Consider the following 18,521-nt stretch of genomic DNA (forward strand, 5'->3'; position numbering starts at 1 on the left):
CCTTGTACTTGCGGTACTCAGAACGCTTGGCCACCAGCTTGGCCCAGCACGCCAAAGCCTCTTTCTCGGCCCGCTGCACTGCGACGTCTCGCGCACCCACGATGCCGCGGTTCACGACGTCGACCAGCTTCTTCATCTTGTCGGCTTCGTTGTTGTCACGCAGCTTGACGGCGCCCTTGTCGGTCGCCTGCAGGTTTTTGCCGATGTCGTCGACCAAGGTGTCGTACACCGACTTCACCGCGTCACGCATCTGCTGGTTCACCAGCGGGTCGGCGGCCACGGCTTTCAAGATGCCCGCATCCACCTGCAGCTCGACCCTGAAGCCCATGCTAGTCGGCGCCGTCATCACCTCGAGCTTGCCGGACTTGCGAGCGACTTCACTGCTCATGCTGCTGGACGACATATCGACAAGAAGGATCGAAGGCATATCGGTTKACCTGTGTGGACGTTGGCGGGATGCTATCCACGCGCCAGCCGCGCATCAAATGACAAAAGTCCACAGAGCCGGTTTCAGCCGCTCGGCCGCGGACGTAAGGAATGCCGGTTCAGCGCGACCAAGCGTCATCTCGGCTCGCCCTGCGCCCAGGAGACCCCATGCCTGCATCACGACTCCAATCCCCTCGCCTGCTTTTGGCCGCCGCGCTCGTTGGTGCCGTGCTTCCCGTTCAGGCGCAGACCTGCATGGCCAAGAGCGGCACGCAGGCAGCGCCTGTCGTCGAGCTCTACACCTCCGAAGGCTGCAACTCCTGCCCGCCCGCAGACCGCTGGTTGTCTGCGCTCAAGGCCGACCCGAGCACCGTGGCGCTCGCCTTTCACGTCGACTACTGGGACAGCCTGGGCTGGAAAGATCGCTTTGCGTCCGCGGCCAATACGCAGCGCCAGACGCGGCAGCAAGCGGTGAACGGCTCGCGCTACAACTACACGCCCCAGGTCGTCGTGAACGGCATGGACCGCAAGGACTGGTCGGGCATCACCGCGCTCTCGGCGAAGGACCCTGCCAACGTGCAGATCAGCCTGATGCGCAGCGGCGCGCAAGTCACGGCCACGGTGCAGTCAAACGCGAACGCCAAGCTCGCTGCTTACTGGGCCGTCACCGAGCAAGGCCACAGCTCTGCCGTGAAGGCCGGTGAAAACGCCGGCGTCATGCTGAAGCACGACCATGTGGTTCGTGAATGGCAGGCCGTGCCGACATGGGCGGCAAATCCCGGCGAGCCAGCGACGTTGCAGTTCCGCTCCAGCACGGCCTTCGACACTGCTCACCCTCAGCAGGTGAACCTCGTGGTCGTCAACGCCGACACCGGCCGCCCGGTGCAGGCCCTCAAGCTCGGTTGCTGATCAGCCGCAGATCCATCCTCAATCGGCTGAGCGCAGGGCCGCACGCAGCTGCTCACCCAGCTCCGGCTTGTGTGCGAACGGGTCGGTCGGGTTGCGGCCGCTGATCGCGTCTTCGAGCCGCGTCTGCACGCTGGCCAGCGCGTGCGGGTGGCTGTAGATGTAGAAGCGCCCTTCGGCCATCGCATCGAACACGTACTGCGCAATCATCGCGGCGGTGACGCGGCCGCTCGACACGGCCTTGTTGCTCATCGCCTGAGCAATCAGCTGGCTCTTGGTGGGCTTGGCGTCGGCCTTCAAGTCGGCCGGCCGGTTGCGGTGGCTGTTGCTGATGCCGGTGGGCACGAAGTACGGGCACAGCACCGAGGCACCGACCTGGTCGGTGACGAGGCGCAGGTCCTGGTACAGCGTCTCGCTCAGCGACACCACTGCATGCTTGGTCACGTTGTAGACACCCATGTTAGGCGCGTTCAGCATGCCCGCCATCGACGCGGTGTTGACGATGTGGCCCTCGTACGCCGGGTCTTTCTTCGCGGCCTCGAGCATCATCGGCGTGAAGACGCGCACGCCATGGGCCACGCCCATCAGGTTGACGCCGACGATCCATTCCCAGTCCTTTGCCGACTGCTCCCAGATCAGGCCGCCGCCGCCGACGCCCGCGTTGTTGAACACGAAGCTGGGGGCGCCGAACTGCTTGAACGTCGCGGCACCGAGCGCCTCGACCTCGGCCGCCTTCGACACGTCGAGCTTGAAAGGCAGCACCTTGGCGCCCAGCCCCCTGATCTCGGCCTCGGCGATCTCGAGCGCATCTTGCTGCACGTCGGCCATCACGACATTCATGCCCAGGCGCGCCGCGATGCGCGACGCTTCGAGCCCGAAGCCCGACCCCGCACCGGTGATGACAGCCGTGCCGCCCTTGAAGTTCTTCATGTGGTTTCTCCTGTCTCGGTCTTTGGTTTTTTGACTTGGTACCCGATGCGCGGGAAGTGCACGTGCAGCGTTCCAGCGCGTTCGTCGGTACGTTCGATCACCACTTCGTGCTGCGTCAACCCGACGAGCTTGCCGGGGACGAGGTCGGTGGCGTAGTCGACAGCCGCCACCGTGACGGCGTCGCCCGCCTCGAAGCCGGCACCGGGTTCGACCTTCGCTGCGGCGTACTTCTTCGTGCTGGCGGCCAGCTCGATCGAATCGCCGCTCGACATCTTCTCGGGCGTGCCATGGCCGAAAGCCGCCACGCGCTCATACCAGGCGATCAGCTTGGTAAACGGTGCCAGCACGGCCACGACCGGCGGCGCACGGCGGATGTACCAGAGCGACTGCGCCACCGAGAAGTCGGCAATGCATGGATGCGCGCCGAGCAAGAAGTGGCGGCCGTCTGACACCTCGGCCTCGAGCCAGCTGAAATAGCTGTGAAGCTGGGCCAGGGCATCGGGCACGGTGGCACGCTTGAAGTTGGGTGTCATCGCCGCGCGGTCGGCACCGAAGGTCTTCAGGAACTCGGGCGGCGCGCCGTTGAACAGGTAGGCCGCGCCGACCGGCTGCATGGTGTACGGAATGGCCGTCCAGAACAGCGTCGAATCGGCCCACTGTGCCAGGATGTGCTGCGCACCGGTGGCAGCCACCGGGTACAGCGGCGGCTGCGGCGCCAGCGTGTCGATCACGCGGCTCATCAGCGCGGTGTCGCAGTAGATGTCGGCGCCCATCTGCAGGAAGGGCGTGCGGCGGTATCCGCCGGTGAGCGCCACCACGTCGGGTTTGGGCAGCATCACCGGCACCTTGACCGACTTCCAGGCCAGGCCCTTGAAGCCGAGGATCAGGCGGATCTTCTCGGAGAAGGGTGAGCCGTCGTAGTGGTGGAGGATGAGATCACTCATGGTCAGTTTCCGTTCGCGCTGAGGTTTGCTACTGAGGCATCGCACGCGCGATGATCGAATCGAAGTCGGTGCCGCTGCCCAGCGTGCCGAAGGCCTGGCCCCAATCGCCGCCCAGGCGCGATTGGCAGAAGGCGTCGAACACGAAGTCAGGCGCGTGCTGGCGCAGCAACGCGCCCTGCACGGCCAGCGCCACGTCTTGTGCGAGACGGCGCGCATCGGTCTCGGCGCTGGCATCGTCTATGCGCTGCGGCAGCGAATCGGCAAAGCGGTCGAAGGCGGTGTTCGCGCCACGCGCCGGCGCCAGCTCGGCGGCCAGTGCATCGGCCACCACGCCGCCCTTGCGCAGCGCGCGCAGCAGGTCGAGCGCCATGATGTTGCCGGCGCCTTCCCAGATGGAGTTGAGCGGCATCTCGCGGTAGATGCGCGCCATCACGCCCTCGCCGTTTTCTTCCACGTAGCCGTTGCCGCCCAGGCACTCCATGGCTTCTTGCGCAAAGTGGCTGCCGCGCTTGCACACCCAGTACTTGGCCACCGGCGTGAGCAAGCGTGCCATCGCGGCTTCCCGCGCATCGCCGGCACGGTCGAAGGCGCGCGCCAGGCGCAGGCTAAGCGCGGTGGCGGCCTCGCTCTCGAGCGCCAGGTCGGCCAACACGTTGCGCATCAGTGGCTGCGAGACCAGCGTCTTGCCGAAGGCCATGCGCTGCGCCGTGTGGTTGAGCGCGAGCGACAGCGCCTGGCGCATCAAGCCGCTGGTGCCCAGCGCGCAATCGAGACGGGTCATCGTGCCCATCTCGAGAATCTGCGGCACGCCGCGGCCTTCTTCGCCGACGAGCCAGGCCATCGCGCCATGGAACTCAACCTCCGAACTCGCGTTGGCCTTGTTGCCCAGCTTGTCCTTCAGGCGCTGGATGTGGATGGCGTTCACGCTGCCGTCGGGCAGCCAGCGCGGCAGGACGAAGCAACTCAGCCCGGCAGGCGCCTGGGCCAGAACCAAAAACGCGTCGCACATCGGCGCCGAGAAGAACCACTTGTGGCCGACGAGCGAGTAGCGCTCGCCCCACGCATCGTTGCCGTCGCGCACGGCCTGCGTGGTGTTGGCGCGAACGTCGGAGCCGCCTTGCTTCTCCGTCATGCCCATGCCCATGGTCACACCGGTCTTCTGCGCAGCGGGTGCAAAGCGCGGATCGTAGGCGCGGTGCGTGAGCTTGGGGCCCCACTCGGCCGCAATGGCGGGGTTGCCCTTCAGGGCCGGGGTAACGGCGTAGCTCATCGAGATCGGGCACAGCGTTGCCGCCTCCATCTCGGTGAAGAGCATGAAGCCCGCCGCCCGCCGCACATGCGCGTGCCCCTGGGCCAGCGTGCCCTCTACCCACGGCGCGCCATGCAGGCCCGACGACACGGCCAGGTCCATCAACGCGTGGTAGCTCGGGTGGAACTCCACCTGGTCGATGCGGTGGCCGACACGGTCATGCGTCAGCAGCCGGGGCGTGTACACATTGGCCAGCCGCGCATGCGTTTGCATCGCGCTCGAGCCCACCTGCTCACCCAGCCGCTGCAGTTCGTCGACCTGCAGCGCCGGGGCATTGAAGCGCACGGCGTCTTGCAGGGCCTGGTTGCCGCTGAAGAGGTTGCGGTCTGCCAGCGGCAGTGGCTGGTTGAAGACCTCGTGAGTTGCATCCTGGATGTGTGCCATGACCACCTCGCTCGATTCAGTCCGATGCGTTGTCGCGGTGGATCTTGCGTCCACCCGCCGGCAAACCTTTCAGGTACTTGAAGGTGCCGCTGGCCTGGGCCACCAGCGCGCCTTTTTCATCCGTGACGCTCGCTTCGCAGAACGCCAGCGAACTCGTGGCATGCACCAGCCTGCCCTTGGCCAGCAGATGGCCCAGGCCGGGGCGCATGAAGCTCGTCTTCATCTCGATCGTGACGACCCCCAGGCCGTTGCTCTGGCCTTCGCCCGCGCGGCCCGGGCTGCGTGCAGCATGGGCCATGACCACGTCGAGCAGCGTCATCGTCACGCCGCCGTGCGCCACGCTCCACGAGTTGCACAGCTCCTCGCGCAGCGTGATCGCGATCTCGGCTTCACCGTTCTCGAACTTCAGCAGCTCGAAACCGAGCAGTTCAACGAACGGGATGAAGGTCTTGAATTCCACAGGATCTCACCCTCCGTGAACAGCCGTGACGCCGCCGTCCACCGCCAGGATCTGCCCGGTGATGTGCTTGCCCGCGGCCGAGGCGAACAGCAGCGCCGCGCCCTTCAAATCGTCGTCGTCACCGATGCGGCCGAGCGGCGCGCCGCCGGCCAGCTTGTCGGCGCCCACGCGCTCGATCGTGCCCTTGGTCATCTTGCTCGGGAACATGCCCGGCGCCAGCGCGTTGACGGTGATGCCGTAGGGGCCCCACTCGCCGGCCAGCGTGCGCGTGAAGTTGACCACCGCACCCTTGCTCGTGCCGTAGGCGATGTACTTGATCTCGGCCGACGAGCCCGACAGCCCGGCGATCGACGCGATGTTGATGATGCGGCCCTGCTTGCGCGGGATCATGCTTTGCTTGCCCACCGCCCGGCTCATCAGGAAGATGCTGCGGATGTTGAGGTTCATCACCTTGTCCCAGGCTTCGAGCGGGTAGTCCTCGGCTGCGGCGCCCCAGGTGGCACCGGCGTTGTTGACGAGGATGTCGACGTGGCCCAGGCGTGCCATTGCATCGGCCACCACGCGGTTGATCTCTTCAGGCTGGCTCACGTCGGCGGCGATCCACAGGGCCTCGACGCCGCGCGATTTGAGATGCGCGGCGGCCACTTCGAGGTCAGCGGCCTTGCGCGAGGTCAGCAAGACCTTGGCACCGGCTTCGCCGAGCGACTCGGCAATCTGCAGGCCGAGGCCGCGCGAGCCGCCGGTGATCAGCGCGGTCTTGCCGGCGAGGTCGAACAGTTTCTGGATCGGTGTGCTCATGGTCAATGCTCAGAAGGTGTGAATGAGCCCGGCGTGGCCGAGCAGACTGTCCAGGCGGCCCCAATCTAGGCGCAAAGCACAGCCGTAGCTCGGGCTACGGCGAGCATTTGCAACGACGAGTGGGGTCGCCTGGGCGGGATGAGCGGGCATGGTGGGTTCGTTCATACCTTCTCAGCGGTTGAGTGATTTGAAGAAGGCTTCGCTGTTGGTGGGACGCCCGAGGAAGCGCCGAAGCATCTCGGCAGGGGCGACCTGCCCACCTTGCGACAGCACCTCGGCGCGGTAACGCGCGCCGACCACCGCGCTCAGCTTGTCTTCGGCGAACGCAGTGCGCATGTCCTCCGCAAGCACCAGGCTCCAGAGGTAGCCGTAGTAGCCCGCGGCGTAGTTGGTCGCGACGTGCGAGAAGCCCGCGGGGAACATCGTGCCCTTCACATGGCCGAGCGGCGTGGCGCCCTCCATGCGGGCCCAGGTTTCCATCGGCTCGGGCGCATCCTTGGTGTAGAGCGCGAGGTCGTAGCTGGCATACAGGTGCTGGCGGGCGAACAGAATGCCCTTGGCAAAGTCGCGAGCCTGCGTTGCGCGCGCGACGAGGTCGGCCGGTGCCGGCTTGCAGGTCGGGCACACCTCCTTGAACAGCGCCAGTACCTTGGTGTCGTAGACCCAATCTTCGAGCATCTGCGATGGCGCCTCGACGAAATCGCGCTGCACCGTCGTGCCGCCTTGCGAGGCATAACGCGTGTTCGACAGCAGCGAATGCATGGCGTGGCCGAACTCGTGCAGCAAGGTCTCGAGCTCATCGATGCTGAGGCCCTTGCGGTTGAAGTTGACCACCAGGCCGGCGGACGGCAAGCGCTGCACCTTGGTCGAGCTGCTGCGAAAGCTCCACACCGCTGCGTGGCCATACTTGCCATCGCGCGGGTACAGGTCGACGAAGAGCGTGCCCAGCACCTTTTGCGTGGCCGTGTCGCGCACGTTGAACGACTGCGCCTCCGGGTGCCACAGCGGCTGCGGTGCCGACTCGAACTGCACGCCGAACAGACGCGTGGCCACGCGGAAGACGAAGTCGAGGCTCGCCTGCGGCGGGAAGTAGCTGCGGAACTCGTCCTGGTCGAAGTTGAAACGCGCGCGGCGCTCACGCTGGATGTAGTACGGCAGGTCCCAGCGGTTGAGCGTGGTTGCGGCAACGCTCTGCTTCAGGTCGTGCGCCTTGGCTTCGCGCAGCAGCGCGAGGTCGGCCACTTCGCGCGCGGCCACAGTGTCTTTCACCGAGGTGAGGAACTTCTGCACGTCGGCCTCACGCTGTGCCATGCGGCGGCGCATCACGAAGTCGGCAAACGAGTCGAGCCCGAAGAGCCGCGCGTACTCGCGGCGCAACTGGCCCAACTGCTGCAGCGTCCCCAGGTTCTCCTTGCCGCCATGGTTCTGATAGGCGACCCACATGCGTTCGCGGGCAACGCCGCGCTTGGCGCCCTGCATCACTGCGTCGTAGGTCGGGTAGTCGACCCCGAGCAGGTAGCGTCCCTTGGGGTCGCGCTTGGCGTTCTTCCACGCGTCCCTGGGAACACCGGCAAGCTCCGGCGCGGTGAAGGCCACACGCGTCGGGTCGTCGCGCACGCGGCGGTCGAACTCTTGCGACAGACGCGTGATCTCGTTCGTCACGGCGCGCGCGCGCTCCTGCTTGTCGGGGCTCAGCGCCACGCCGGAATCTTCAAAGGCATCGAGCTGGTCGCGCAGCATGCGTGCGTCGATGTCGTCGGCGGGCTGCACCTGCTTGAGCAAATCGTAGATCTTGGCGTTCTGCTGGAAGGCGCTGACGAAGGCCTGGTAGTTGAGGTCGCAGGTGTCTGCCGCGTCGCGCACCTGCTTCTCGGTGTGCACCGATGCCAGCAGCGCAAGCGGGCCGGCGATGTCTTCGTAGCGCCGCGTCATCGCATCGAAGTCATCGAGCAGCGTCGCGGCGCCCGAAGGTGGAAGTGCCTGCAGGCGCTGCTCGTCGGCCTTGGCCTCGTCGAGCAGCGTCTTGCATGCGGCATCGACCTGCGCTGCGCTGGTGTATTCCGGGAACACGTACGCGGGGGCGGCCTGCGCGCCGGTGGCGAACACCACAACGGCTGCGCAGAAGAGAACGTGACGAATCATGTGGGGTTCTTCATCCGAGAACGAACGTAGATCAGCAAAAAGCCGGCGGCAGCGACGACGCTGCCCCCGCCGATGAGCGCCAGGCCGAGGCCACTGCGGCTGCGCTGAACCGAGAGGCCCCAGCCCACGACGATCAACCCGCCGTAGATGAAGACCCAGATCAAGACTTCTATCGTGCTGGATTTCATGTCAGTACGCAGTACGCGCCGGGCCGTCCCAAGCGTACTGCGCCCCCTCGGGGGGCAGCGAACACTGTGAGCGTGGGCGTTGTCATCTAGAACCAGCTCTCTTTCATGGCGCGGCAGGTGTCGTCGCGCGTCTCGACAACCTTCAGCCAGGCCGGCACGCGTGGCAGCTCGTAGCGGAAGAAGTAGCGCGCCGCGGCGAGCTTGCCCTGACGCAGGTCGTCAGGTGCAGATGACGCCTGCGCGCACAAGGCCACGTCGAGCCAGACCCACGCAAGCACCGTGTGGCCGAAGCCTTGCAGGTAAGGCGTGGCATTGGCGAGTGCCTCTTCCGGCACACCAGTCGCCCAGGCGGCTTTGGTGGTGTTGCCCAGGAGCTTGAGCATGCCGGCCAGCGCGTTCGCCGGTTCAGCCCACTCAGCCGTCTGCAGCGCGCGCTCGATGGTCGCGTTCATCGTGCTGGCCAGCAGTGCGAGGCCCTTGCCACCATTCATGACCACCTTGCGGCCGAGCAGGTCCAGGCCCTGGATGCCGTGCGTGCCTTCGTGGATCATGTTGAGCCGGTTGTCGCGCCAGTACTGCTCGACCGGGTAGTCGCGCGTGTAGCCGTAGCCACCGTGGATCTGGATGGCCAGGCTGTTGGCCTCCAGGCACCACTCGCTGGGCCAGCTCTTGGCAATCGGCGTGAGCATTTCCAGCAGCAAGCCAGCTTCGGCAGAGTTTTCGCCGGTGTGAAGCTCGTCGACGAGCTTCGCGCAGTAAAGCTCCAGCGCGAGTGCGCCTTCGCAATACGACTTCTGCGCCAGCAGCATGCGCTTCACGTCGGCATGCTGAATGATGGGCACCTGCGCCTGGGTCGGGTTCTTGCCTTCGGGGTTGATGGGCCGGCCTTGCGGGCGGCCCTTGGCGTATTCGAGGCTGGCCTCGTAGCCCGCGTAGCCGAGCATCGTGGCCCCCAGGCCGACTGCGATGCGGGCTTCGTTCATCATGTGGAACATGCACTTGAGGCCGTCACCGGGCTGCCCCACCAGGTAGCCGATGGCGCCGGGTTTGCCGCGCGCCGGGTACTTGCCCTCGCCGAAGTTGAGCAGCGTGTTCGGGATGCCGCGGTAGCCCAACTTGTGGTTCAGCCCGGCGAGCGCCACGTCGTTGCGCTCGCCGGTCAAGGCGCCGTCAGCGTCGACCAGCTTCTTCGGCACGATGAAGAGCGAGATGCCCTTGGTGCCCGGGATCAATGCGCCATCCGGCCCAGGGATCTTCGCCAGCACCAAGTGCACGATGTTCTCGGTGAGCTCATGCTCACCGTTGCTGATCCACATCTTGTTGCCGCGCAGCCGGTAGCGCGGGCCGAGCGGGTCACTCGCGAAATCATCGCCATCGGGCGTGGCGCGGGTCACGATGTCCGACAGACTGGAGCCCGCCTGCGGCTCCGACAGGCACATGGTGCCGAAGAAGCGGCCGGCGAACTCGTTCTTGGCGAACACCTCTTTCTGCGATGGCGTGCCATGCGCCATCAGCAGGTTGGCATTGCCGCTCGTGAGCATGCCGCCACCGCCCAGGCCGATGCTGGCCTTGGAGAAGAAGGTGTTGGCCGCCATCTCGACCACGCAGGGCAACTGCATGCCGCCGATGTCGTAGTCCTGCGCCGCGGCCAGCATGCCGGACTCGACGTAGGCCTTGGCCGCGTCGTACGAGGCCTGCGGCAGGATGACTTTTTCGCCGTCGAAATGCGGCTCCTGCGTGTCTGCCTGGCGGTTGAACGGCAGGAATTTCTCGCGCGCGATGCGCTCGCAGGTGTCGAACACCGACGCAAAGGTTTCGCGCGAGTGGTCCGCGAAACGCGGGCGCTGGCTGAGGCCTTCCGCGCCCAGCCAGTCATAGAGAAGAAAGTCGACCGTAGCGCGGTATGTCATGTCGTCGCTCGAAGAATCAAAGCACCTCGAACACACCGGCGGCACCCATGCCGCCGCCGATGCACATGGTGACCACCACGCGCTTGGCACCGCGGCGTTTGCCTTCGATCAGCGCATGGCCAGTCAGGCGCTGGCCGCTCACGCCGTAGGGGTGGCCGACCGCGATGGCGCCGCCGTTGACGTTGAGCCGGTCCATCGGGATGCCCAGCGTGTCGGCGCAGTACAGCACCTGCACCGCGAAGGCTTCGTTCAGCTCCCACAGGTCGATGTCGCTGACCTTCAGGCCGAGTTTCTTCAGCACCTTGGGCACGGCGAACACCGGGCCGATGCCCATCTCGTCGGGCTCGCAGCCGGCGACCGCAAAGCCGAGGAAGCGGCCCAGCGGCTTGTAGCCACGCTGCTCGGCCAGCTTCTCGTTCATCACCACGCAGGCACCGGCGCCGTCGCTGAACTGGCTGGCATTGCCGGCCGAGATCACGCCACCCGGCAGTGCGGGCTTGATACCGGCGATGCCTTCCTTGGTGGTGCCGGGGCGCAGGCCTTCGTCGGCAGTGATGGTCACCTCTTTGCTGCGCAGGCCCAGTACAGGGTCGGCAACGCCCCCAATCGTGGTGACCGAGATCATCTCAGCGTTGAAGAGGCCCGCTTCCTGTGCCGCGCAGGCCCTCTGCTGGCTCGCAGCGCCGTATTCGTCCATGCGGTCGCGGCCGATGTTGTAGCGCTTGGCTACCTGCTCGGCGGTCTGGAGCATGCTCCAGTAGATCTCGGGCTTGTGATCGCGCAGCCAAGGGTCGGTCAGCATGTGCTTGTTGGCTTCGTTCTGGACGCAGGAGATGCTCTCGACGCCGCCGGCCACGTAGACGTCGCCCTCGCCCGCGATGATGCGTTGCGCGGCAGTGGCAATGGTCTGCAAGCCGCTGGAACAGAAGCGGTTGATCGTCATGCCGCTGGTGGTGATGGGCAGCCCGGCGCGCAGCGCGATCTGGCGCGCGATGTTGCTGCCGGTCGCGCCTTCGGGCGTGGCGCAACCCATGATCACGTCGTCGACCTCGGCAGCCTCGATGCCGGCCCGCTCGACGGCAGCCTTCACCGCGAAGCCGCCCAGCGAGGCGCCGTGCGTCATGTTGAAGGCGCCCTTCCAGCTCTTGGCAAGCGGCGTGCGGGCGGTGGAAACGATCACGGCTGATGTCATGGTGTGCTCCAGTGCAATGTGAGGGGTCAGGCTGCGTTGGCCAACGCGGCCATGTAGATGCTGTTCTTCGGCTTGGCGAAGACGCGCCGCACCATGGGTTCGAACTCGCTCATCGGCAAGGTCTCGCCCTTCGGGTCGAAGGCCGGGTTGTCGTACAGCGCGCAGAACTCTTCGGTGCGCGCGTAGTGCGGGTGGCCGGCAAACTGGTCGCGCAGGTTGCGGTCGAGCCCGAGGTGATGGAAGAAGTAGTAGCCCTGGAAGATGCCGTGGTTCTGCACCATCCACAGGTTGGCTTCGCTGACGAAGGGTTTCAGGATCGCCGCGGCGATGTCGAAGTGGTTGTACGAACCCAGCGTGTCGCCGATGTCATGGAACAGCGCACACACCACGTACTCTTCATCGCAGCCCGCCTTCAGCGCGCGCGTGGCGGTCTGCAGCGAGTGGGTGTAACGGTCGACCGGAAAGCCACCGTAGTCGCCTTCCAGCACCTTCAGGTGCGCCAGCAGGCGGTCGGGCAACTGGCGCGAGAAGCCCATCGCTTCATTGCGGATCAGCTGCCAGTCTTCGGCCGTGCTCTGTTCCATGCGGGTGAATGTGGCGCGTTCCATCAAGTGCTCCTTGGTTGACCCGTCCGGGCTCAGGGCGAACAGAGTTCGAACGATCAGCTGAAGGTCTTGCCCTCGGCCGCCAGCTTGGCCAGCAAGGGCGCCGGCTGCCAGAACGATGCATCGTCCAGCGGATTCTGCGCAAAGCGCTTCATGGTGGCCACCACGTTGAAGAGGCCTTGCTGGTCGGCGTAGCACATCGGGCCGCCGCGGAAGGCGGGGAAGCCGTAGCCGGTGAGGTAGACCATGTCGATGTCGGAGGCGCGCAGCGCAATGCCCTCTTCGACGATCTTGGCGCCTTCGTTCACCAGCGCGTAAACGAGCCGATGCACGATCTCTTCATCGCTGATCTTGCGCGGCGTGATGCCCTTGGCCGCACGCTCCTTCTCGATCATCTCGACGACGAGCTTCGACGGAATGGCGTCGCGCTTGCCCGGCACGTAGTCGTACCAGCCGGCGCCGGTCTTCTGGCCGAAGCGGCCCATCTCGCACAGCAGGTCGGCCGTCTTGCTGTAGCGCATTTCGGGGTGCTCGACATAGCGGCGCTTGCGGATGTACCAGCCCACGTCGTTGCCGGCCAGGTCACCCATGCGGAACGGGCCCATCGCGAAGCCGAACTTCTCGACCGCCTTGTCGACCTGCTCGGGCGTGGCGCCCTCTTCCAGCAGGAAGCCAGCCTGGCGCGAGTACTGCTCGATCATGCGGTTGCCGATGAAGCCGTCGCACACGCCCGAGACAACGCAGGTCTTCTTGATCTTCTTGCCGAGCGCCATCACGGTGGCGAGCACGTCCTTCGCCGTCTTCTCGCCGCGGATCACCTCCAGCAGCTTCATCACGTTGGCGGGGCTGAAGAAGTGCGTTCCGATCACGTCCTGCGGTCGCTTTGTGAAGGCGGCGATCTGGTTGACGTCGAGCGTGGACGTGTTGCTCGCGAGAATGGCGCCGGGCTTCATCACCTCGTCGAGCGTGGTGAACACCTTCTGCTTCACGGCCATGTCTTCGAACACCGCCTCGATGACCATGTCGGCATCTTTCAGGTCGGCGTAGTTCAGCGTGGTGCTGAGCAAGGCCATGCGCCCATCCAGCTTGTCCTGCTTGAGCTTGCCCTTCTTGACTTGCGCTTCGTAGTTCTTGCGGATGACGCCCACGCCCTTGTCGAGCGCCTCTTGCTTCATCTCGAGAATGACGACGGGGATGCCGGCATTCAAGAAGTTCATCGCGATGCCGCCACCCATGGTTCCGGCGCCGATGACGGCGAGCTTCTTCACCTCGCGCACCGGCGTGTCGGCCGGCACATCGGGAATCTTGGTCGTGGCGCGCTCCGCCACAAACAGATGGCGCAGCGCGCGGCTCTCCGGCGTGAGCATGAGGTTCTGGAAGGTCACCAGTTCCAGGCGCATGCCTTCGTCGAACTTCTTGTAGACCGAATTGGCCACCGCCTCCACGCATTGCAGCGGCGCCGGGTAGTTGCGCGACATCGCGCCCACGGTGTTGCGGGCAAACTGGAAGAAGGCGTCCGGGTTGGGGTGTTGCGCCTTCAGGTTGCGCACCAGCGGCAGTGGCCGCTTGTCGGCGACATCGGCGGCGAAGGCCAGCGCTGCGGCCATCAAATCTCCCTCGACGAGCTTGTCGAACAGCTTCTGCCCAGGCGCGGCCGCGAGCAGTTCGCTCTTGACCGGCTCGCCGCTGACGATCATGTTCAGCGCCGTCTCGACGCCCAGCACGCGCGGCAAGCGCTGCGTACCGCCCGCGCCGGGGATCAGCCCCAGCTTCACTTCAGGCAGAGCAACCAGCGTGCCCGGCGAGACCACACGGTAGTGGCAACCGAGCGCCAGCTCCAGGCCGCCGCCCATGCACACCGAGTGAACCGCCGCGACGATGGGCTTGCTGCTGTTCTCGAGCGCGAGGATCACGCTCAGCAGATTGGGTTCGAGGCCCGCCTTGGGCGAGCCGAACTCCTTGATGTCCGCACCACCCGAGAACGCCTTGCCGGCGCCGGTGAGCACGATGGCCTTCACGTTCCGGTCAGCCAGCGCCTTGTCGAGGCCCTGGGTGATGCCCAGTCGCGTGTCGTAGCCGAGGCCGTTGACGGGTGGGTTGTCGAGCGTGATGACGGCGATGTTGCCGCGCAATTCGTAGTTGGCACTCATGGCTTGGGCCCTCGGTAAATCCTAAGAAGCATTCGCCCAACGATGATCGTTAAACGAACGGTCGTTCGATTCTAGAAAGCAAGAAAGCCGGCTCCTGTCTCTTCAGCGACAAGCACGCTGTCAGCGGCCATGTCGATCGAAACAGTGCCGGCTCGACGGCGCAGTCGAAGATGTTAGACCTCCAGCCACTCCTTGCGAATCTCGGCATTGGCGCGCAGCTCGGTGGGAGTGCCTTCGAACACTACCTGACCATGCCCCATCACGTAGCAGCGCTCCGAAATCTCCAGCGCGATGGTCAGCTTCTGCTCGACCAGCAGCACCGACACGCCGCGGCGCTTCAGCTCCTTCAGGTACACCGCCACCTGCTCGACGATCTTGGGCGCCAGGCCCTCGGTGGGCTCGTCGATCATGATCAGGTCAGGGTCGCCCATCAGCGTGCGGCACAGCGTGAGCATCTGCTGCTCGCCACCCGACAGCACGCCGGCTTCGGTGTGCTGTCGCTCCTTCAGCCGCGGGAACAGCTGGTACATGTCATCGAAGGACCAGCGTGGTGTCTTGTTCTTGGCCTTCTCACCGAGCATCAGGTTCTGGTGCACCGTGAGCTTGGGAAAGATGTCGCGGTTCTCGGGCACGTAGCCGATACCGCCATGGGCAATCTGGAAGGCCTTCAACCCGAGGATCTCGTTGTCGCGCCACTTGATCGAGCCGTGCCCGCTGACGAGGCCCATGATCGCCTTGACCGTGGTCGAGCGCCCCGAGCCGTTGCGGCCGAGCAGGCTCACGATCTCGCCCGGCTTCACGTTGAGCGACACACCATGCAGCACATGGCTCTTGCCGTAGTAGGCATGCAGGTCTTGCAAGTTCAGCATGGTGTGTCAGTGCCCCGCAGCTTGTTGGTCGGCCAGCATGGAGCCGAGGTAGGCCTCCTGCACGCGCGCATTGGCGCGCACCGCATCGGGCGTGTCGAAGGCGATCACTTCGCCGTACACGAGCACGGCGATCTTGTCGGCCAGGCCGAACACCACGCCCATGTCGTGCTCTACCGTCAGCAGCGTCTTGCCGACTGTGACCTCTCGAATGAGCTGGATGAAGCGCGAGGTCTCGCTCTTGCTCATGCCGGCGGTGGGTTCGTCGAGCAGCACCACGCTGGCTCCGCCCGCGATCGTGATGCCGATTTCGAGCGCACGCTGTTCGGCATAGGTGAGGTTGACCGCAGCGATGTCGCGCTTCTTCTCGAGCTTGATCATCTTCATCACTTCTTCGGCGCGGTCGTTCGCGTCGTGCAGATCGGCCAGGAACTTCCAGAACACGTAGCGGTAGCCTTGCGACCACAGCACCGCGCAGCGGATGTTCTCGAACACCGAGAGCTTGCCGAACAGGTTGGACACCTGGAAGCTGCGCGCCAGGCCCTTGCGGTTGATCTCGAAGGGCCGCATGCCGTCGATGCGCTCGCCATGCAGGCGGATCTGTCCGCTGCTCAAACCGAAGCGCCCGCTGATCAGGTTGAACAGCGTGGACTTGCCGGCGCCGTTCGGGCCGATGATGGCGACGCGCTCGCCCTCCTTCACCTGCAGTGTCGCGCCGCGGATGATCTCGGTCTTGCCGAAGTTCTTGCGGACGTCGTCGAGCTCGATGGCCCAACCGCCCGGCGTGGAGACGGGGCCCTGACTCATACGTGACCTCTGCGTTGGAGTTCTTTTTCGATTTCTTCCTGGATCGTGCCCCACTGCAGCTTGAAGCGGCGGCGCACCAGCTCGAACAGTGCATAGCCCACCACGAACAAGGCCGCCGAGATGAGCCAGGTGTTGGTGCTGCGGATGTTCAGCGTGCCTCCCAGGAAGCGCACTTCGTCGCCCGAGCCGGCGTCGAGCTGCAGGTGGTAGATCATCTCGACCATCGCCGACGCACCGGCCAGCCACACGACCGCCGTCACGGCGAGACCGAGGTAGCTCAGCCACAAGCGGCGCCACTTGCCGAAGCCCGCGACGCGCAGATTCATCATCACCAGGCTCGAGATGCCACCGGGCGCGAACATCACCATCACCATGAAGACCACGCCGAGGTAGATCTGCCAGGCCTTGGTGACTTCAGACAGCAGCACCAGCGCCAGCACCGACAGCATCGCGCCGATGATGGGCCCGAAGAAGAACAACGCGCCGCCGAGGAAGGTGAACAACAGGTAGCCACCCGAGCGGATGGCACTGACGGATTCGGCCGTCACGATCTCGAAGTTGAGCGCCGTGAGGCCCCCGCCGATGCCGGCGAAGAAGCCGGCAATGATGAAGGCGATGTAGCGCACGACCTGCGTGTTGTAGCCGATGAACTCCACGCGCTCCGGGTTGTCGCGCACGGCATTGAGCATGCGGCCGAGCGGCGTGCGTGTCAGCGCGAACATGGCACCGGTGCACACGAAGCAATACAAGGCGATCAGGTAGTAGACCTGGATCTGCGGCCCGAAGCTGATGCCGAACAGCGGCTTGCCGACGACGCGGTTGGAGCTGATGCCGCCTTCGCCGCCGAAGAACTCCGGGAACATCAGCGACATCGCGAACACCAGCTCGCCCACGCCGAGCGTGATCATCGCGAAGGTGTTGGCGCCCTTCTTGGTGGTGACCCAGCCGAGCAAGGCTGCGACCCCCGCACCGGCCAGGCCGCCGACCACCGGCACCAGGCTCACCGGCAAGGGCAAGCTGCCGGCACCGATGAGGTTCAGCGCGTGGATCGCCAGAAAGGCTCCCAGCCCCGTGTACACCGCATGCCCGAAGCTGAGCATGCCGCCCTGCCCAAGCAGGATGTTGTAGCTGAGGCAGATGATGATCGTGTAGCCCATCTGGGACAGCACGGTCATCGCGAGGCTGCTCTTGAACAGCAGCGGCGCCACGATCAGCACCAGGGCAAACGCGCCCCAGACGACGAAGCGGCCGATGTTGAAGGGCTTGAATTGGTAGTAGCTTGCGTTGCTCATCATCAACCCTCGCGCGTGCCCATCAGGCCCTTGGGGCGGAAGATCAGCATCAGCACCAGCAAGGCATACGGGAGGATGGGCGCGATCTGCGATATCTTGAGTTTCAACAGCGCGTAGCCGAAGGTCGACGGTGAGATGTTGACGTTCAGCAGCTGCTGCAGCACCGTCACGATCGATTGATCGAGCGCGACCGCGAAGGTCTGCAAGATGCCGATCAGCAGCGACGCGGCAAACGCACCGGCCAGGGAGCCGAATCCGCCGACCACCACCACCACGAAGATGATCGGCCCCACCGCTGCCGCCATGCCGGGCTCGGTGACGTAGGCATTGCCGCCGATCACGCCGGCCAGACCGGCCAATGCGGCACCGCCGCCAAACACCATCATGAACACGCGGGGCACGTTGTGGCCGAGCGACTCGGCCATCTCGGGGTGCGTCAACGCCGACTGGATGATGAGCCCGATGCGCGTGCGCGCGAGCAGCAGCCAGAGCGACACCAGCATCAGCAGCGCGACCAGCATCATGAAGGCGCGGTAGATCGGGAACTGAGTGCCGTACAAGGTGAAGAGCGGGCCATCAAGCGAGGGCGGCACGCGGTAGTCCACCGGCAGGCGGCCCCAGCCAAGCTGCACCAATTCAAGCAGCACGAACGACAGGCCGAAGGTGATCAGCAGCTCGGCCACGTGCCCGAACTTGTGCACGCGCCGAAGGAAGAAGCGCTCGAACAACGCGCCGACCAAACCTGCGGCCAGCGGTGCGAGCAGCAGCGAAGGCCAGAAGCCGACGTACTTGGTGATGGTGTAGGCGAAATAGGCGCCCAGCATGTAGAAGCTGGCATGGGCGAAATTGAGCACGCCCATCATGCTGAAGATCAGCGTCAGGCCCGAGCTCAGCATGAACAGCAGCAGCCCGTAGCTGACGCCGTTCAGCAGCGATATGGTGAAGAACTCCATCGCGTCCTTTGATGCTTAAGAGATACCGAAAGGGTGAAGCAAGAGGGAAACTCGTGCGCCTCGCGGCGAGACAGATCGAGCCCGCACGACGTGGTGCAAGCGTCGTGCAAAGCAGAGGCAACGTAAATCATCTGCGTGACACCCCGCGCTAGGGACTTTCCCTGCTGCAACGCACAAGAGGCAAGCCCGCGAAGGCTTGCCTCTTTGCTCAACACGGTGGTGTCTGTCGCTGAGAAGGCACGCCACGCCTTCTCGGGCC

17 protein-coding genes are annotated in these 18,521 nt (G+C 65.1%); 1 reads left to right on the forward strand and 16 read right to left on the reverse strand.

Going from position 1 to position 18,521, the window contains the following annotated elements:
• Positions 1-427, reverse strand: a 427-nt coding sequence (locus AC1DYS_RS31830) for a hypothetical protein (protein WP_477906038.1), incomplete at its 3' end; no start/stop codon positions are given.
• 167 nt (positions 428-594) lie between these two features.
• Here AC1DYS_RS31830 and AC1DYS_RS31835 point away from each other — a divergent pair.
• Positions 595-1,335, forward strand: coding sequence for a DUF1223 domain-containing protein (locus AC1DYS_RS31835; protein WP_477906040.1), 741 nt, complete (start codon positions 595-597; stop codon positions 1,333-1,335).
• Positions 1,336-1,353: 18 nt separating this feature from the next.
• Here AC1DYS_RS31835 and AC1DYS_RS31840 read toward each other — a convergent pair whose 3' ends face one another.
• The 15 genes from AC1DYS_RS31840 to AC1DYS_RS31910 form a co-directional block, all read right to left on the reverse strand.
• Complete coding sequence (locus tag AC1DYS_RS31840; protein ID WP_477906042.1) at positions 1,354-2,262, reverse strand: SDR family oxidoreductase; 909 nt, start codon at positions 2,260-2,262, stop codon at positions 1,354-1,356.
• Positions 2,259-3,206, reverse strand: a complete 948-nt coding sequence (locus AC1DYS_RS31845) for a glutathione S-transferase family protein (protein WP_477906044.1) — start codon at positions 3,204-3,206, stop codon at positions 2,259-2,261. Before AC1DYS_RS31845 ends, AC1DYS_RS31840 begins: the two co-directional genes overlap by 4 nt.
• Positions 3,207-3,234: 28 nt before the next feature.
• Positions 3,235-4,899 (reverse strand): isovaleryl-CoA dehydrogenase, encoded by a 1,665-nt coding sequence (locus AC1DYS_RS31850; RefSeq protein ID WP_477906045.1) that lies wholly within the window; start codon positions 4,897-4,899, stop codon positions 3,235-3,237.
• A 16-nt stretch (positions 4,900-4,915) separates the two neighbouring features.
• Entirely contained in the window at positions 4,916-5,359 is a 444-nt protein-coding gene (locus AC1DYS_RS31855; protein ID WP_477906047.1) for a PaaI family thioesterase, read from the reverse strand.
• A 6-nt stretch (positions 5,360-5,365) separates the two neighbouring features.
• Positions 5,366-6,157: an SDR family oxidoreductase gene (locus AC1DYS_RS31860; protein WP_477906049.1), complete on the reverse strand. Its 792-nt coding sequence runs from the start codon at positions 6,155-6,157 to the stop codon at positions 5,366-5,368.
• A gap of 171 nt (positions 6,158-6,328) precedes the next feature.
• Positions 6,329-8,299, reverse strand: coding sequence for a M3 family metallopeptidase (locus tag AC1DYS_RS31865; protein ID WP_477906052.1), 1,971 nt, complete (start codon positions 8,297-8,299; stop codon positions 6,329-6,331).
• Positions 8,296-8,487: a hypothetical protein gene (locus AC1DYS_RS31870; protein WP_477906054.1), complete on the reverse strand. Its 192-nt coding sequence runs from the start codon at positions 8,485-8,487 to the stop codon at positions 8,296-8,298. The genes AC1DYS_RS31865 and AC1DYS_RS31870 overlap by 4 nt, the downstream gene beginning before the upstream one ends.
• An 86-nt stretch (positions 8,488-8,573) precedes the next feature.
• Positions 8,574-10,397, reverse strand: coding sequence for an acyl-CoA dehydrogenase (locus tag AC1DYS_RS31875; RefSeq protein WP_477906056.1), 1,824 nt, complete (start codon positions 10,395-10,397; stop codon positions 8,574-8,576).
• Positions 10,398-10,413: 16 nt separating this feature from the next.
• Complete coding sequence (locus AC1DYS_RS31880) at positions 10,414-11,589, reverse strand: acetyl-CoA C-acyltransferase (RefSeq protein ID WP_477906058.1); 1,176 nt, start codon at positions 11,587-11,589, stop codon at positions 10,414-10,416.
• 26 nt (positions 11,590-11,615) lie between these two features.
• The gene (locus tag AC1DYS_RS31885) at positions 11,616-12,200 is read right to left on the reverse strand and encodes an HD domain-containing protein (RefSeq protein ID WP_477906060.1); all 585 of its coding nucleotides are present in this window, start codon (positions 12,198-12,200) and stop codon (positions 11,616-11,618) included.
• A gap of 50 nt (positions 12,201-12,250) precedes the next feature.
• Positions 12,251-14,344: a 3-hydroxyacyl-CoA dehydrogenase NAD-binding domain-containing protein gene (locus tag AC1DYS_RS31890; protein ID WP_477906062.1), complete on the reverse strand. Its 2,094-nt coding sequence runs from the start codon at positions 14,342-14,344 to the stop codon at positions 12,251-12,253.
• A gap of 173 nt (positions 14,345-14,517) precedes the next feature.
• Positions 14,518-15,213, reverse strand: coding sequence for an ABC transporter ATP-binding protein (locus tag AC1DYS_RS31895; RefSeq protein WP_477906064.1), 696 nt, complete (start codon positions 15,211-15,213; stop codon positions 14,518-14,520).
• Between the two features lie 6 nt (positions 15,214-15,219).
• On the reverse strand, positions 15,220-16,017 hold the full coding sequence (locus AC1DYS_RS31900) for an ABC transporter ATP-binding protein (RefSeq protein ID WP_477906066.1): 798 nt from the start codon (positions 16,015-16,017) through the stop codon (positions 15,220-15,222).
• Positions 16,014-17,309 (reverse strand): branched-chain amino acid ABC transporter permease, encoded by a 1,296-nt coding sequence (locus AC1DYS_RS31905; protein ID WP_477906069.1) that lies wholly within the window; start codon positions 17,307-17,309, stop codon positions 16,014-16,016. The genes AC1DYS_RS31900 and AC1DYS_RS31905 overlap by 4 nt, the downstream gene beginning before the upstream one ends.
• 2 nt (positions 17,310-17,311) lie before the next feature.
• Positions 17,312-18,262: a branched-chain amino acid ABC transporter permease gene (locus AC1DYS_RS31910; protein ID WP_047484573.1), complete on the reverse strand. Its 951-nt coding sequence runs from the start codon at positions 18,260-18,262 to the stop codon at positions 17,312-17,314.
• Positions 18,263-18,521 lie beyond the last annotated feature (259 nt).

Source organism: Rhizobacter sp. P2_G4 (assembly GCF_056403575.1).

Coding starts and splice junctions, on each gene's coding strand:
- AC1DYS_RS31905 (WP_477906069.1), bottom strand. CDS start 17,309: ATGAGCAACGCAAGCTACTACCAATTCAAGCCCTTCAACATCGGCCGC.
- AC1DYS_RS31845 (WP_477906044.1), bottom strand. CDS start 3,206: ATGAGTGATCTCATCCTCCACCACTACGACGGCTCACCCTTCTCCGAG.
- AC1DYS_RS31840 (WP_477906042.1), bottom strand. CDS start 2,262: ATGAAGAACTTCAAGGGCGGCACGGCTGTCATCACCGGTGCGGGGTCG.
- AC1DYS_RS31910 (WP_047484573.1), bottom strand. CDS start 18,262: ATGGAGTTCTTCACCATATCGCTGCTGAACGGCGTCAGCTACGGGCTG.
- AC1DYS_RS31890 (WP_477906062.1), bottom strand. CDS start 14,344: ATGAGTGCCAACTACGAATTGCGCGGCAACATCGCCGTCATCACGCTC.
- AC1DYS_RS31860 (WP_477906049.1), bottom strand. CDS start 6,157: ATGAGCACACCGATCCAGAAACTGTTCGACCTCGCCGGCAAGACCGCG.
- AC1DYS_RS31895 (WP_477906064.1), bottom strand. CDS start 15,213: ATGCTGAACTTGCAAGACCTGCATGCCTACTACGGCAAGAGCCATGTG.
- AC1DYS_RS31875 (WP_477906056.1), bottom strand. CDS start 10,397: ATGACATACCGCGCTACGGTCGACTTTCTTCTCTATGACTGGCTGGGC.
- AC1DYS_RS31880 (WP_477906058.1), bottom strand. CDS start 11,589: ATGACATCAGCCGTGATCGTTTCCACCGCCCGCACGCCGCTTGCCAAG.
- AC1DYS_RS31865 (WP_477906052.1), bottom strand. CDS start 8,299: ATGATTCGTCACGTTCTCTTCTGCGCAGCCGTTGTGGTGTTCGCCACC.
- AC1DYS_RS31835 (WP_477906040.1), top strand. CDS start 595: ATGCCTGCATCACGACTCCAATCCCCTCGCCTGCTTTTGGCCGCCGCG.
- AC1DYS_RS31870 (WP_477906054.1), bottom strand. CDS start 8,487: ATGAAATCCAGCACGATAGAAGTCTTGATCTGGGTCTTCATCTACGGC.
- AC1DYS_RS31850 (WP_477906045.1), bottom strand. CDS start 4,899: ATGGCACACATCCAGGATGCAACTCACGAGGTCTTCAACCAGCCACTG.
- AC1DYS_RS31900 (WP_477906066.1), bottom strand. CDS start 16,017: ATGAGTCAGGGCCCCGTCTCCACGCCGGGCGGTTGGGCCATCGAGCTC.